This window comes from Paenibacillus sp. J22FR5, assembly GCF_059691975.1.
The window spans coordinates 281598-294947 of record NZ_JCAUAN010000001.1 but is presented as its reverse complement, the minus strand read 5'-3'; the positions used below and the strand labels follow the sequence as shown (position 1 = coordinate 294947).

The window sequence follows — 13350 nt, the reverse complement described above, 5'->3', positions numbered from 1 at the left end:
CGGAACCTTTCTATTTCATGCGCGCCAGCCAAGCCCAGCGCCGCTGCTTTCTGCGGCTGTAGCGTGGCAAGCCGCGGTAAATGTCCAGCGCTTCGCGATACGCGCGCTTGGCATCGTTCTGGCGGCCCAGCTGCTGATACAGCTGGCCGAGCCTGTAGTACGCCTCGACCGACGAGGAGTGCAGGTCGCGGAAGTGTTCGATAAACTGCGCCGCCCGCTCCGGCGCAAGGGGAGCCAAAGCCTCACCGAGGCGCAGGTAGGCTTCGCCATATTTTACACGCGGATTGAGGTCAATCGCTTTCAGCATGAAGGCTTCACCCTCGGCCATTCGGCCCAGTTTAAGGTGACACAGTCCAACTTCATAATGAACGTCCGCAGATTCTTGCATGATCGGTAGTGTTTGCTCCAAGTAGGGCAGCGCTTCTTGAAACTTTTTGCGTTCAATCAGGATACGTGCCAAATCCAACTTTGCTGAGGTATTGTGCGGGTTTGCATAAAGGTCCGAGCGCAGCCTAGTTGCTCTGCGGCTTAACTGAAACGGCCTCAACATATTTGGCAGTATGCCAACGTATCTTCTGTCCAAGACATACAGAATCACGAGTAAGATCAGTAGTGCAAGAAACGGATTACCAACGAGTTTCCAGAGTAAGCCGAATAATAATATTTTGATAAGCAACTCTTATTCCCCCTTTTCAACTTCCTTATACTACCATATTATGCTGATCTTGTTCACCCCTCTCCTAAGAAAAAACACCTTGTCATAGCAAGGTGCTTCTATCATTCGAGATTTTTCGTCAGCAGTGCTATACTAGAAAGAAAAAAGGGAGCTTTGACATGAAAGACTCGCATAAAGCTATTTGGCTCAAAAGAAAGAGATTAGGCCGCTCCAAATATTTGATTATGTTCGGAATCGTTCCTTGGGGGATCGGAGCCGCGCTGATTACGACTCTGCTTGAATTTATAAGTTTCCAATCCGTCAATTCCATTTGGATTCCGATCCGACTGCTCGTTTTCGCTTTCATCGGCTTCTTCGTTGCTAATGGACGTTGGGTAGCGATGGAGCACCGTTTTGAGCCGCCGGCTCCTAGACGACCGTAAGGTCGTTTTTTCTTTTTCTCACACACTTGGCGTAAACCAAATTTCCCGGAAATCAATCCATCCTAAGTCATTGATTGTTACACCTTTGATCGAGTCATGATACGTCGTTTGTTGTGATCGATGCAGAACGAACAAGAACGATTTCTCCGCTTGCAGCTCATCAATCAATTCATGCAAATCCGCAATACGCTCATTCATACCAGGATTGCTTAGAATCCCCTCCATTTTAGAATCCACCCACGCCACTCGCTCTACATTCAAATGCGCCCGAACATAACTGTTGCTTTGCTTCAACGTCTGTATGATATGAAGGTCATAATTGCTTTCCATGCAAATGTGATACAAAATAAGATCCGCTTCATCAATCGTATCCAGCTGCATCATATCGGACTCACTCCGAATCGTGATTTCAATGGGAATCCCAATCTGCACACACTGGCGGCAAATCCACATCGCATCTTCATTATTATTTCGATAGACGTACATGTGAAGGGTTTCCCCCCGATAGCCCATTTCATCTAGCAGTCGCTTCGCTTCAGAGATATCCGTTCTCGCCCTGGTTAGAGGATCCATCGTTGGTAAAAAACTACTCGCTGGTGCTTCTCGGAAGCCGCCTAGTTCTTCAATCATTCGCTCACGATCAATGACGAGATCAACGGCTTTGCGGAAATTCGCATGGCCCTGTGGACCTCTTTTATTCCGATTAAACGTCAACAAGCTACAGCCCATAATCGTCTGTTCAATCTGATGCCATTCTGATTCTTTATCAATCGCACCTACGGGATTATGCGAATTTGATCCTCCGCGAAACACTTGAACCTTATCCCAGCTTGGTGTCGCTTCTTTCAGATCTGAGGGCAGCAACCAAATTTCGATGAGATCCATATGAGGCCTAACACCAAAATAATTATCAAACGCACGCAGCTTACATATGTAATCATCGTTTCGTTCCAGCCGGAACGGCCCTGTTCCAATCGGCATTCGCCCAAAAATCAACTCATTATCACGGCAAATCTCCTCCGGAACAATGGCCATTGACGTATGCGCTAGCTGCTGAAGAAATAGCCTATTAGGCTGACTCAGTTCGATCGCAATTGCACTTCGGTTTAACACCGTGATCCTCTCGATACATTCTGTCATCCAGCCTTGCGTAGCAGCCTGCCCCAGCTTCTTCAATCGGGATAATGAATAACTCACATCGTGTGCTGTCATTTCTCTGCCGTGATGGAACAATACGCCTTTTCGTAAATAAAAAGTATAATGCAAGCCATCCTCGCTAATTTCCCAGTAGTGAGCTAAGTGCGGCTCAATCACCTTGGTTTGCGAATTGTAACGAATAAGCGTATCGAAAATTTGACTCACCAGATGATAATCAAATGCGAAAAAACAGTGCGCCGGATCCAATGTTACCAGCCATTTGTAAACAGGAATACGCAGTGTATCCTTGAAACGCTCCTCGTGTTCAACCGCACGGTAACCAAAAAAGCTGAACAACCACTCGATAAAGGAGTCTTGCAACGCTTCTCCCTTACCCAGTTGATGAATCAGCTCAATCGTACCTAAATAATCACCTCGACTTGCAAGCGCCATCGCTTGTTTCGAGATCATATCTTCTGCGGAGGCCAAAAAAGTAAGCTCAGAAATATTCCCTCTGCCTCGTCCAGGCTTCCAGGAAATCCAATTGTGATCGCTCATTTTCTTTAATAAAATCTTCACATTCCGTGTCGAGCAATACAATCTATCTGCTAATTCTTCTAAAGTAATGGGCTGCGGCTTATGCTCAACACCATGCTCAAAACCCGCGCGTAGCTCCAGAAAATGAGTCAGTAGCTGCATCTTCAACTTCCTTTCCATAAAAGGGGAAATCATTGAAGTGAATTATACTCTTTTTGTTCCCCTTATTCCAGCGTAAACTAAGTGTATCAGGAAAAGAAAGGAAAGTGACCCTCATATGCAACCTACTGACCTCTATGTCTCAGAGAAATTAATGGAGTGGCAGCAGCACGATTTGGAAAGTCAATCCCGTGACCATTGGAAATGGAAAGCTGTTAGAAAAAGAAAAGTCTACGTGCTACTGACTAGCTTGTTCTTCTGGATTTAAATCTTCTTCGTAACGTAACTACAATTAGAATCAAAATGAGCGCGGCCAGTATGCCTACCCCATCAACCACTACATCGATGCCGTGACCCGTTCGATCCTTCACGAACGACTGATGCCATTCATCCGTCATTGCGTATAGCAATGAAATCAGGAAGGAGCTGAACAAAGCTATGTACATTCTAACAGGCTTCGCTAGCAAAGCGATCGACCAAAGCAGGGCAAGTACAGCGTATTCGCTAACGTGCCCTGCTTTTCTTATGAAGAATTCAATGACATTAATGGGATCCTGCCATGAAATCACCTGATGATCATAGGTGAATTCAATATGAGGGAAATGCTCCCTTAATTGCGTACTGGAAAACTTCGATTCCAAGTATGGCTTCAAGCTCTGCTGTTGATACGGCTCGGCAGACTTCATATAGATGAAGGCCATCCATAGAATAGCTGCAACTAGGAACACGTAGAATACCGTCTTCGATCGTGTTAACTTCGGCATAACTTTACGGCTCCTCCTCTTACGGATTCAATTTTTTGCGAATGCTGAACAAAGCAAAGAATTCAATGACCATCAAATTCACTGCGGATACGCCATAAAAAGCCATCCCGAACATCATTTGAAACTGATCCGTCGTTACCGACTTCCACCAAAAGGCTGCGAGTCCAGTCAGCACAAAATTCAAAACCGTGGTGATCCAAAATGAGAACCCTAAACGGTTCGTTTTCCGCATCAAGAGGACACCTATCACAAATGGCACCACAAAAGCGATCCCCAAGTATATCCAATACAATACTGCGTTTGACACTTCATCTTCACTCCCAAACGATCAACTAGTTTATGCTTCTAGGTTAGCATGAAAATGCGGATGAAAACAACGGTTGGCCCTCCTTTGCTACAGAAACGACAAACTGCTGGATGGAAAGATTTGTGTTGTAAAAATCCTGTCATACAGGTATTGCCTCACTCCGCATATTCATGTATAATACGAAAAGTCGACGCTTGTAAGCGACATCACGGGGCCTTAGCTCAGCTGGGAGAGCGAGTAAGCTTATTATACTGCCCATCAACGGAGTGAATCAAGTCCGTTATTTTGATTTTTATTTTTAATTCAATACGGTCTCTGTGAACTATGATGTAATCCACAATTGTGCGGAGCATCATTTTTTGTTTTTCATGAGGTGCGCCCCTAAATAGCTCTTTCCAGACTGGGATATAACTGACGAAGTTCTCCATTTCTACTTGTTCGATTTTCTTGGATTTGACCTTCCTTTCTAACCTCAACATGTGATCTTCAATCAAAGACAGCTCCATCTCTTTTTGTTCAATCAGGCTATTCAACAACTCTGGCTTAAAAGAACTTTTCCCTAAGATACTTTTCGTCACTTCATCCGTTAGAGTTTTAAGTTCTTTCCTCAAACCTTCTGCTGTTTTATTCAATTTCTTATATTCAAGTTCTTCATCGCTATTAGTTTTTTTCTTCATATTCTTGAGCTGATCAGTCATATCTACTGTCGCTAGCTTTTCAAGAAACTTATCGATTTCCTCGAGAGCAGCTCCTTCAATCTTCGGTTGGGAATATATCGTTTGACCTTTACAATCAGTTTTTCCCATTGCCTTACCACTACAACGGTATTTTGCTTGTCTCCATTTTTGGACAGTACCATCAGCAAGCACATATTTCTTTGAGTTGTAAGTCGTCGTTAGCGGAGATCCGCAATGACCGCACTTTATTAGGCCAACAAAAAGCAAAGGGCTGCTTGTTATATTAACTTTTTCAATATCAGGGTTATTGGTATTTTTTTGATTTCTTCCTGATCTAATCTCTTGCACTCTTTCCCACATATGCTCTGACACCGTAACTAATTCAGGGATTATTTCTTTCGGAAGAGTCCATTCCTGTTCAGGCACTGTTACTCTATTACCTTCTTCATCCTGTGACTTCTTACCATGTGCCGGGTATCCCTTGTAAAGAGGGTTCTTGAGTATGAAGTTTACAACCCCTGTCGTCCATGTCCCGCCTGTTGGGCCCGGTATATTTACCTCAGGGCTATTTAGATGCTTCACAATTTTTTTTGATCCAAATCCCATGGAGTAAACTAAATCATAAATCAGATTGGCTGTGGGATTAGTTTCTTCATCTTTTTCACGACGCATTAACTCTTTGCCTTTTTTATTAAATACCCCCGAAGGAACTAACTTGTATCCATACGCAGCTCTACCGCCAGTAAACAGTCCATCTTCTGCCATTTGTTCATGATTCTTGCTTACACGTTGTGAGGTTTTCTTGCTCTCCCCGCCAGCTTGCCAGAATCTAATATAGTTCATGAGGTCATCTACATGCTCAGTAAATTTCTGTTGCCCTTCCATCACCGACCATACTTCAACTCGCTGAGCAAACCACTTGACTACAAATGGAGTCTCGTCCTCTTTTCTTCCAAGACGGTCGAACATAAAGCAAAGAAGGATATCGAATTCTCCATTCTCAGCATCTCTCTTAGCTTCTTGAATTGCATCTCGATCAGCTGCTTTAACCTTATATCCGGATACTCCCTTTTCGACATACTCCTTCACGAATATCCAACCCCTGGATTCAATGAAATCCATGCAAGATCGTCTCTGTGATGGGATATCATCGCCGCTAAGTTGACCCTTAGTTGAAACTCTATAGACGCATGCTACTCGCTTCTTATAATTGGTTAACTCGACATCTTTTTTCATTTTCCGAACTGCCATCATTCCGACCTCCGATTAAGCTAGTTTCACTACTATGAGATTAATAAATTTCTATGTATAAATCAAATTTATTTTCTTTGTTGCGCTATCGTTCTATTTTTTGTATAATACAAAAGCAAGTCCAGTAAGGGGTTATGGCGCAGCTGGGAGCGCGCTTGCATGGCATGCAAGAGGTCAGGGGTTCGATCCCCCTTAACTCCATAAATTAAAGTCCAACACATTCGACGTGTTGGACTTTTTCGTTATTGAAACTTTTTTATAAACTCAGATGTCAGCATTTGAATAAGTTCTTCTGTTTCTGATATTTCACTAAAAATAACAGTAACCCACATTTTGTGTTTTTTATTATAACGGGTGACAGAATTTTGCTCTGGGTTGTATTTGTATTTATCATTGCCAATTATGATTTCCTCGTCCATTCCATCACCCTTTGTTACGACATTAGAATTAGTTTGGATAAAAAACCTCCTCCCCGTTGTAGATTTATACTTGATACACAACTCGTCTTATGACTTCGACTTCTTCTCCAACACTACACTCGCCTTATACACTTCAATATCCAACGCCAGCGCAATCTTATAAAACGCCTTATTCCTGATTTTGCGATAGAACGTCTCACCGATCGGCGGGCTAAACTCATGACAATACACTTGATAGTCCGTGAGATAATCCGCATCATCAGCCAAGTAACGTTTCTCCATCAGGAACCGCTCAAGCCTCGGTAACTTCCGAACAGCCGCTTCTAACCTCTCGCAGTGCTTCTTCCTTCTGGCCGGCTCATCGACATTGTAAATCGCAATATTGGCTGTTTGATCAGTTGTCACATTAGAGCGCTGACTCTCGCTAACACCATCGCCATAGGCTGCTGTCATTGTCGCCTCGCGCTCTTCAAAAACAATGTGCTTATACATCCGGTACTCCGCCAAATATCTCTCAACAGCCTTTTGCGTCAACTCTCTATCGATGTCCTTCAGAAAGTCATCACCCAAACTTAACTGTGCCAATTCAAGGGTCACTCCTTTGCTGGGGAGCTATTCTCCGTTACATTTACTTATGATCGTGCTATGTTTAGTTACCTTATGGGCAGACTGATGCTTAATTTAACTCCCCAGCTTCAATCTCAGCTTTAAGCTTCTCCAGTATTTTTACTTCCGCTTTCCAGCCTGCTATCTTTTCGGGCTTATCATTATTGTCATAAGGCTCTGAAGCAACGAAGATTCTTTCATCGATCCATTGCAGCAGCTTTGCTTTGTCTACAGCTTCCATCATGGGGTCAGCAGTTTCATACGTCTTCTCGAAAATATCCAGTTTACAAGGGTATATTTCACCTTGAACACCTGTAATAAGCATATCTTGCGGAGTGAAACGCATTATTCCTTCAAGCGTGGGGATAAGGTAACATTCGTCATTTTCATGTGTAACTGGGTGACCGTTGTATTTGAATGACCACGGAAATCCATTGACTATATTCCCGCCATTATTTTTTCCGTACTCAACAAACTCACTAAAAGTTATTGCTTCAATCACAACTGGCTTTTTCCTGAATTTCATCGTATTAACCTCCCATGTTCCTTAATATTCAAGACAATGGTTATTTCTAATGAATTTCTAATGAATTCTTTACTACGTTTTAGCATAGAGCCTTTGAACAATGGATATAAATGGATTTAAAAGGAGGCGAAGACTGTTCATCATGACGAAACAGTATCAAATGGCAACTCAGCAGGAACTTATTGAGATAATCCAGGCTTGTGTTGAACAGAGACAATGGATCGCTGCAATAAAGCTAATCGAACTTCTACAGAATATGGAACATAAAAACAAAAATTCTGTGTTAATAGAGATTAAATCAGCACCTTAGCCGCTTTAAGAGTGGCTATTTGTTCTGCGTTCGTCTTGTATCCCAATATTCAGTCGATTCTTACTTTTCGCTCTACCGAGAAATCTTTACCGTTTGATAAATCTATTCCGATGAATCCAATAGGCGAGAGCATACCAGAGCATCCTTTACACACTCTTCCATCAATTATTGGATCGCCGGCAAGTACAATTTCTGTTTGTTCACATTCGATGCATTTATACAGAGTGTCCATATACCCTCCCAAGATCCTCGATATTCAGTCGGTGTTCATCATTTATGCTTCTTTTTATCTGCTTTTTGACAGTTATTATTGCACCATAAAAACTTGCTCCATAAACCATAATGATTGAACTTTTTGCCGCAATAATGACACTTCACAATCACACACTTCGACCTCCATGTGACCTGAGTAAGTGTTCCAACGTATCTATTAACCAAACCTTCTGGGCATTAATGTTGTCTGTATCGAAGATGGTTCTTTCCTGTAAGTAACGCAACCAATAAGAGTCATCGTATTGTTTTATCTCTTCTAGCTTGTGTTTAATTTCAGCTAGTTCTGATTCTGTTAGCATGGGTTCCTCCTTATGATCTTCTGTATTCAAACTTGTCCGTCAAAACCCATAGTGCACCTTTATCGTTTAGTTCTTTCATAAGCGGTTCAGCTTCTTCTCGGGAATCAAAAACTCGCTCATTACGCTTACCGTCAGCTAACCAAATTATCTTAACTTTTTCCAACAAGAACTATCACCCCATGTATTTAATTATTCAGTCGGTGTTCGTCGGCAAAACGTCGATTTCTACCTCTGGACCATCAAGCATCCAATATACTGTCGCGTGGTCGCCTTTAAATGCTTCATCCAAAATAGCTTGAATCTGTTGGTAGTGCTCTGGCTTCAAACAATCGAATGCGCGCTCGTCCCAACCCTCGTACATACCGTTGTCGTACTCATTTTCGATATATTGTTCAACCATTCGTTTAGGATCTGGCGTCCAACGTCTCGGGGTAGCAACGTACCAAGTTATTGCCCCTCCTCTGTATTCACCGTCAGCCACTCTTTCTCTTAGATCCGCAGCAGTTAAGGTATAATGCGCGTCCTCGTAGCTGAGCATTGCTTCATCATCAAGTAAGGATAATTGGATAGTTGCTTTTACTGGTGCTTTTACATTCATTGTCAAAACCTCCCAAGATCTTTAATATTCATTAAGTATCCAACTTCTTACCAGACATCTTCTTCTTATAAGTCATTCCATTCATCACATGATTCAGCTGCAGCTTGCTGATTCCCATTTCCTTAGCCAATGCAGTTCGCCCCATCGAATCCCTATTCTCCTCGAAGATTTGCATTTGTTTGTCGGTTAACTTAGTTGCGCACATTTCCTTCAGAAGCAAATCAGGGCTCATAGCTTGCATTGTTTCCTTAGACGCCTTCCTAGTTGGAACAACCTCGTAGCTAACATCGACAACGGTATAAGTGGATCTCATTTTGCTACCTGTTCGAATCACAGCGCCTTGGTTAATCAGCCAATTCTTTCTCCCGGAAACGTTACGCGAGTACTTAGGATCCAGTTCACTTGTGATTTGCGGAAGCGTCTTCCCTGCTTTTATTCCTTCGTAAATTATGGCCTCCAGCGGTAGGAATTTAAGTTTGGCCATAATTAGTATCCAGTAGCTTGCCGCTCATGGTTGACTGCATTTTTGTCCATATATGCTTTCTCGATCTGCTCCCAAGTGAATCCGAGCATTTCGCCTAATCCTAGAAATATACTTAATCCAAAATCGTATTTATCATAAAAGTTGTGTGTAGTGAAGTTTCCTGATTGATCCACCATGTATGCAAAATTCATCATTCCAACTTGTTTATTAAGGGATAAAAACTGTTGTAACACTCCACCTGTGCAAACTTTCGGTTCAATCTCTTCCGGTTCATGCCACGTTACTATTCCAAGAGACAAGAAGAAGTGCAGGCAGTCAACGTACTCTTCTAGGAGTGGATTCTTATGGTCGTGGTGATCATCTGTTACATCATCAAAAACAACTTTTCCAAATCCATCTCTTAACTGGAATTCATAAGCGCCAGTTTGTGTAATGTGTAAGTGTTGGAATTCCTTTTTTAACATGTGCTCACTCGTTCTCGGAGCCCTATCCTTACTCCAGTACTTAAACCCTCGCCATTCATTCGCACATTCCCCGAGCTCAACCTGAAGCGCCAGAATCAAGTAAGGCAGCCTATCCATGTCCTGCAATCCTTTTTCCTCGATGATCTTTGCATCCAATACCTTTTGCATCTCGAATAATTTAGTTAAGTTCATTCAATTTCACAACCTTCCTCGTTGGTATGATCACGTCAATTACTGATCTCTGCTTCTTTTGTCTTCACAAAATAACCGTATCCCGCGTCCTCAATTAATTCAGCATTGTGGCAGTGAGGGCACTCGACTGCAGATTGATCAATGCCTTCGTAATCTTCGACTGAAAAAGTACAGAAGCAGTCGGTACATTCATAAAGGTGCATGTATACTTTGGTTTGCTCTGCGCTTTGTTCGTCGCGAGTCCCTTTGCGCTTCGGCCATGCGAATGGGTCCTTCTTACGCTCGTTGCTTATATAGGTTTGACAGCTATCAAGAGTGAGTCCGACTTGATCAGCAATATCCGCAATCCGCATGCCGGAAATGAACAACGTATGTAGCTGTTCCATATTAACTCCCATCTTCAACCCTCCCTCTGATCCCACAGCAGCCTAGCCACCATAGTGATCTGATCGTAATTGTGCACCGCCTGCCAGCCCTTGTCTTCAACCCAAATATCGACCTCTGCCCACTTCTTGCCTTTGTTCCTAGTAAAGTTACTAGCTCTGTACGTTCGCCTGTTGACTGTAATCTGAGGAAGGAGATTAATCTCGACGGCAGGTTTGTTCATCTTGTTTTACCTCTAAACAATCGACCTACGATCCTCGCGCCAATTACTGCTATCACAGCCACAAGCGTCGGCTGGCTGACTCTGATCAAGGTATATAAATACGGATGAAATTCTGCCCATCTCCAGTACATCATTTCCGACGACGCGCTTGAGTGCTGATTGAATAGGTCCCACATGGTTAGCCCTCCAAGAGTTCGGGGTTTTGGTGGATGTTTCCAATGATTTCGCATTCTTCTGCAATATAATCGGTGTCTTCATACATTGGCGTCTTATCTAAACGAAAAGAACATCCATAAAAATCTACAATTTGATTGTTATATGTCATTGATGTATTTTCGGGAAGATCGTACCAATCAGGAACTTTTAAAATATCTCCTTCGTATATCTCCCGATTACGCTTGTCATTAAGACCTGTGAATTGACTGACCGTTTCAGGTCTTACCTGATATGCAAATGGCATCCCTACCGCGTTAGAAATATAGTGGCCTTTCTTAAGATGTCTGGCGTTTTCCGTCAAGACAGCAAGGTTTCCATAGAACCATCTTCCATCTATGTCCATCCCTCGAAACTTAATCTCTCTCATAGGTTAGCCCTCCACATCAATCCAACATTTTTGCCACTCTTCATCACTTGTGTTTTTGTATCGATCGAAGTCACCTGTTTTTCTGAGCATATGAACCTTAGTCGAACAGGTGTGTTCGGTCTTCCCGATTGCAAAAGATACACTCCTAAGTCCATCAATTTCATAATATTTGCACATATAAATAAGGTCGGACTTTGTAAAAGGCTTACCATGATTCGGATGAAAGTCAGGATGATATTCCATGCGGCCACACTTGTTATAGGTTATCCCGTCTTTTATTTCATCCTCATCTAACTCACGCACAAACATTTCACTCACTCCTTTATAGGAGCCCCCGCAGCGCAGGGGCATCGACTGATTACCATTTCTCGTTACTGTCTTCGTCGTCGTCTTTTTCAACTTTTATAGGTGCATCTGGATCATCTTCGGAGATGTCAGAGTTCTTCACGCCATCTCCTTCGCTTTCTTCCGAATTCGCTTCTTTTTCATTCTTTTGGCCAGACGCTTGAGCAATTACTTGATCAACTACCTTTTGTTGACCTTGTCTCCATTCATCCCACTTGGCAGCTAATGGAGCAATTTTTCCATAGTAATCTTCAAGTAGCTCAGCAAGTTTACCACTACTCAAATCCAAGCTTGATGCAATTCGCATGTACGATTCCCCATCAGCATGCCTTTTGACGATCAATTCAAAGTTGTAATCACCTTGACGCGGTGCTAGTCCTGATAAGATGAATTCATCAACAATATCGCGTGTAATTTCGGCTGTTTCTTCTTTGATAACTGGTTTCTCTGCTGGCAAACCAAGATCAAGTTCTGTCTGAGAACCTTCGATTTTAACCTCTTCAACTACACCTGAATCACTGACTTTGTAGCTGATGATTGGTTCATCGGTCTTTGCATTTTTACGAACACTGTAGCTAATCACTTGAGAATCGAGTCCAAGAGCAACATCCTGATCGATCATCTCACAAATAGCTTCAAGTTCACCTGCGCTCATCCTTACATTTGTTTCAAAGACAAATACCTTCTTGCCATCCTTACGAAGATCCACTTTCAAAAGCTTAGCTTTAAGGTTTGCAAACATATTTCATCACTCATCCTTTTGGTTTATTTTTTATAACCACTTGCCACAAATAAGACATTCATCATGGTCTGGTTGCATCACATATTCGCCCGGAATGTAACTCCAAACTTCGTGCGTTAATGGATGGTGACAATTTAGCTTGAAGCGCTCGTACCGTTCTTCGCTGTCTTGTTTTTCGTAAGTGCAACGAGCGCAGAAATGCTTAGTCACACCAATAATTTCGTTCCCGCATTCATAAACTTTCCGCTTGGTGTAATAAATGTGACCTTTCAAGATCGGTTTTCTGCATATAAGACAGCAATTTTTAATTTTTCGTGGTGCTATATGACGCTTCACTTCGGACCCTCGCCCCTCGGCTGCCCATTCCACTCAGCTTCCAGAATCTTCTTTTGCTTGTTCTCCGCGCGCTTCTGCTTGTCATATTCCTCTATGGTGATCCATCCGCCGAATTTCTTCACATATTTCATGACAACCAAGGGCGGGAACTCAGGGAAATTGTAATCAAACTGCTTCCTCTTAATAGGGAATTTCTGATCTTCAGCTCCCTTAACATCAATGAAGATCGTTTTTCCACTGAAATACGTCACTTTAAAATCTGGTGTGTAAGTTACTGCCTGGTGCTTGATACCCTCTTTTTCGAATTTGGGAATTAGAGTGAATTTGGGTTGCATCTCAACGATGATTGATCTTTCCTTGATCAATGGCAGCAACTCGTCAAGGTAATATCTACCTTCCAAATAAGAATCGAAGAGGACATGAAGCGTTTCGTCGTATGCTGTTTCTTTGAATTTCTTGAACTGCTCCTTTGTCACCTTGACCAGTGAACCAGTGGCGATCGTTAATATGGCGTTATTAGCGTTGTATTTGTTCTTTGGCTGTTCGCTTTCAACTTTCTTTTTAGCCCCGAATCTCATACTCGTTTCCTCCGAATCTTTGTTTGAGTTGTCTTGGTGTGAGACTGCGATTGCTGGC

At 42.6% G+C, this 13350-nt stretch carries 20 protein-coding genes and 1 tRNA gene; 2 read left to right on the top strand and 19 right to left on the bottom strand.

From position 1 onward, the window contains the following. Positions 1 to 10 precede the first annotated feature (10 nt). Entirely contained in the window at positions 11 to 676 is a 666-nt protein-coding gene (locus AC58P7_RS01470) for a tetratricopeptide repeat protein (RefSeq protein WP_497339614.1), read from the bottom strand. 158 nt (positions 677 to 834) lie between these two features. Between AC58P7_RS01470 and AC58P7_RS01465 the strand changes: the two genes are divergently transcribed. Continuing rightward, entirely contained in the window at positions 835 to 1098 is a 264-nt protein-coding gene (locus AC58P7_RS01465; protein ID WP_497339613.1) for a hypothetical protein, read from the top strand. An 18-nt stretch (positions 1099 to 1116) separates the two neighbouring features. On the opposite strand, the gene AC58P7_RS01460 is transcribed toward AC58P7_RS01465, so the two are convergent. The 4 genes from AC58P7_RS01460 to AC58P7_RS01445 form a co-directional block, all read right to left on the bottom strand. Then, positions 1117 to 2934: an ABC transporter substrate-binding protein gene (locus AC58P7_RS01460; protein WP_497339612.1), complete on the bottom strand. Its 1818-nt coding sequence runs from the start codon at positions 2932 to 2934 to the stop codon at positions 1117 to 1119. A 242-nt stretch (positions 2935 to 3176) separates the two neighbouring features. Beyond that, positions 3177 to 3695 (bottom strand): VanZ family protein, encoded by a 519-nt coding sequence (locus AC58P7_RS01455; protein ID WP_497339611.1) that lies wholly within the window; start codon positions 3693 to 3695, stop codon positions 3177 to 3179. Between the two features lie 19 nt (positions 3696 to 3714). Beyond that, positions 3715 to 4002, bottom strand: a complete 288-nt coding sequence (locus tag AC58P7_RS01450; RefSeq protein ID WP_497339610.1) for a hypothetical protein — start codon at positions 4000 to 4002, stop codon at positions 3715 to 3717. Between the two features lie 221 nt (positions 4003 to 4223). Then, positions 4224 to 5930, bottom strand: coding sequence for a recombinase family protein (locus AC58P7_RS01445; RefSeq protein ID WP_497339609.1), 1707 nt, complete (start codon positions 5928 to 5930; stop codon positions 4224 to 4226). A gap of 128 nt (positions 5931 to 6058) precedes the next feature. On the opposite strand from AC58P7_RS01445, the gene AC58P7_RS01440 reads away from it, so the two are divergent. Further along, a tRNA-Ala gene (locus tag AC58P7_RS01440) sits at positions 6059 to 6131 on the top strand. 41 nt (positions 6132 to 6172) lie between these two features. Here the strand turns inward: AC58P7_RS01440 and AC58P7_RS01435 are convergent. From AC58P7_RS01435 to AC58P7_RS01370, 14 genes are all read right to left on the bottom strand, one after another. Next, positions 6173 to 6349, bottom strand: coding sequence for a hypothetical protein (locus AC58P7_RS01435; RefSeq protein ID WP_497339607.1), 177 nt, complete (start codon positions 6347 to 6349; stop codon positions 6173 to 6175). A gap of 87 nt (positions 6350 to 6436) precedes the next feature. After that, positions 6437 to 6934 (bottom strand): ArpU family phage packaging/lysis transcriptional regulator, encoded by a 498-nt coding sequence (locus AC58P7_RS01430; RefSeq protein ID WP_497339606.1) that lies wholly within the window; start codon positions 6932 to 6934, stop codon positions 6437 to 6439. Between the two features lie 91 nt (positions 6935 to 7025). Further along, positions 7026 to 7481, bottom strand: coding sequence for a hypothetical protein (locus AC58P7_RS01425; protein ID WP_497339604.1), 456 nt, complete (start codon positions 7479 to 7481; stop codon positions 7026 to 7028). Positions 7482 to 8373: 892 nt separating this feature from the next. Further along, entirely contained in the window at positions 8374 to 8526 is a 153-nt protein-coding gene (locus tag AC58P7_RS01420) for a hypothetical protein (protein WP_497339603.1), read from the bottom strand. 30 nt (positions 8527 to 8556) lie between these two features. Further along, complete coding sequence (locus AC58P7_RS01415; protein ID WP_497339602.1) at positions 8557 to 8961, bottom strand: hypothetical protein; 405 nt, start codon at positions 8959 to 8961, stop codon at positions 8557 to 8559. Between the two features lie 31 nt (positions 8962 to 8992). Then, positions 8993 to 9445: a hypothetical protein gene (locus tag AC58P7_RS01410; RefSeq protein ID WP_497339601.1), complete on the bottom strand. Its 453-nt coding sequence runs from the start codon at positions 9443 to 9445 to the stop codon at positions 8993 to 8995. A gap of 2 nt (positions 9446 to 9447) precedes the next feature. Next, positions 9448 to 10101 (bottom strand): dUTP diphosphatase, encoded by a 654-nt coding sequence (locus AC58P7_RS01405; protein ID WP_497339600.1) that lies wholly within the window; start codon positions 10099 to 10101, stop codon positions 9448 to 9450. A 35-nt stretch (positions 10102 to 10136) separates the two neighbouring features. Next, positions 10137 to 10499: a hypothetical protein gene (locus AC58P7_RS01400; RefSeq protein WP_497339599.1), complete on the bottom strand. Its 363-nt coding sequence runs from the start codon at positions 10497 to 10499 to the stop codon at positions 10137 to 10139. Positions 10500 to 10501: 2 nt separating this feature from the next. Next, positions 10502 to 10708, bottom strand: a complete 207-nt coding sequence (locus tag AC58P7_RS01395) for a hypothetical protein (RefSeq protein ID WP_497339597.1) — start codon at positions 10706 to 10708, stop codon at positions 10502 to 10504. Further along, the gene (locus AC58P7_RS01390) at positions 10705 to 10884 is read right to left on the bottom strand and encodes a hypothetical protein (RefSeq protein ID WP_497339596.1); all 180 of its coding nucleotides are present in this window, start codon (positions 10882 to 10884) and stop codon (positions 10705 to 10707) included. Before AC58P7_RS01390 ends, AC58P7_RS01395 begins: the two co-directional genes overlap by 4 nt. A 2-nt stretch (positions 10885 to 10886) precedes the next feature. Beyond that, positions 10887 to 11291, bottom strand: a complete 405-nt coding sequence (locus AC58P7_RS01385) for a YopX family protein (protein ID WP_497339594.1) — start codon at positions 11289 to 11291, stop codon at positions 10887 to 10889. Positions 11292 to 11294: 3 nt separating this feature from the next. Then, positions 11295 to 11600, bottom strand: coding sequence for a DNA-entry nuclease (locus tag AC58P7_RS01380; protein WP_497339593.1), 306 nt, complete (start codon positions 11598 to 11600; stop codon positions 11295 to 11297). A gap of 49 nt (positions 11601 to 11649) precedes the next feature. Then, positions 11650 to 12378 (bottom strand): 2-methylcitrate dehydratase, encoded by a 729-nt coding sequence (locus AC58P7_RS01375; RefSeq protein ID WP_497339592.1) that lies wholly within the window; start codon positions 12376 to 12378, stop codon positions 11650 to 11652. A 332-nt stretch (positions 12379 to 12710) separates the two neighbouring features. Continuing rightward, entirely contained in the window at positions 12711 to 13292 is a 582-nt protein-coding gene (locus tag AC58P7_RS01370) for a DUF1064 domain-containing protein (protein WP_497339590.1), read from the bottom strand. Between the last annotated feature and the right edge of the window lie 58 nt (positions 13293 to 13350).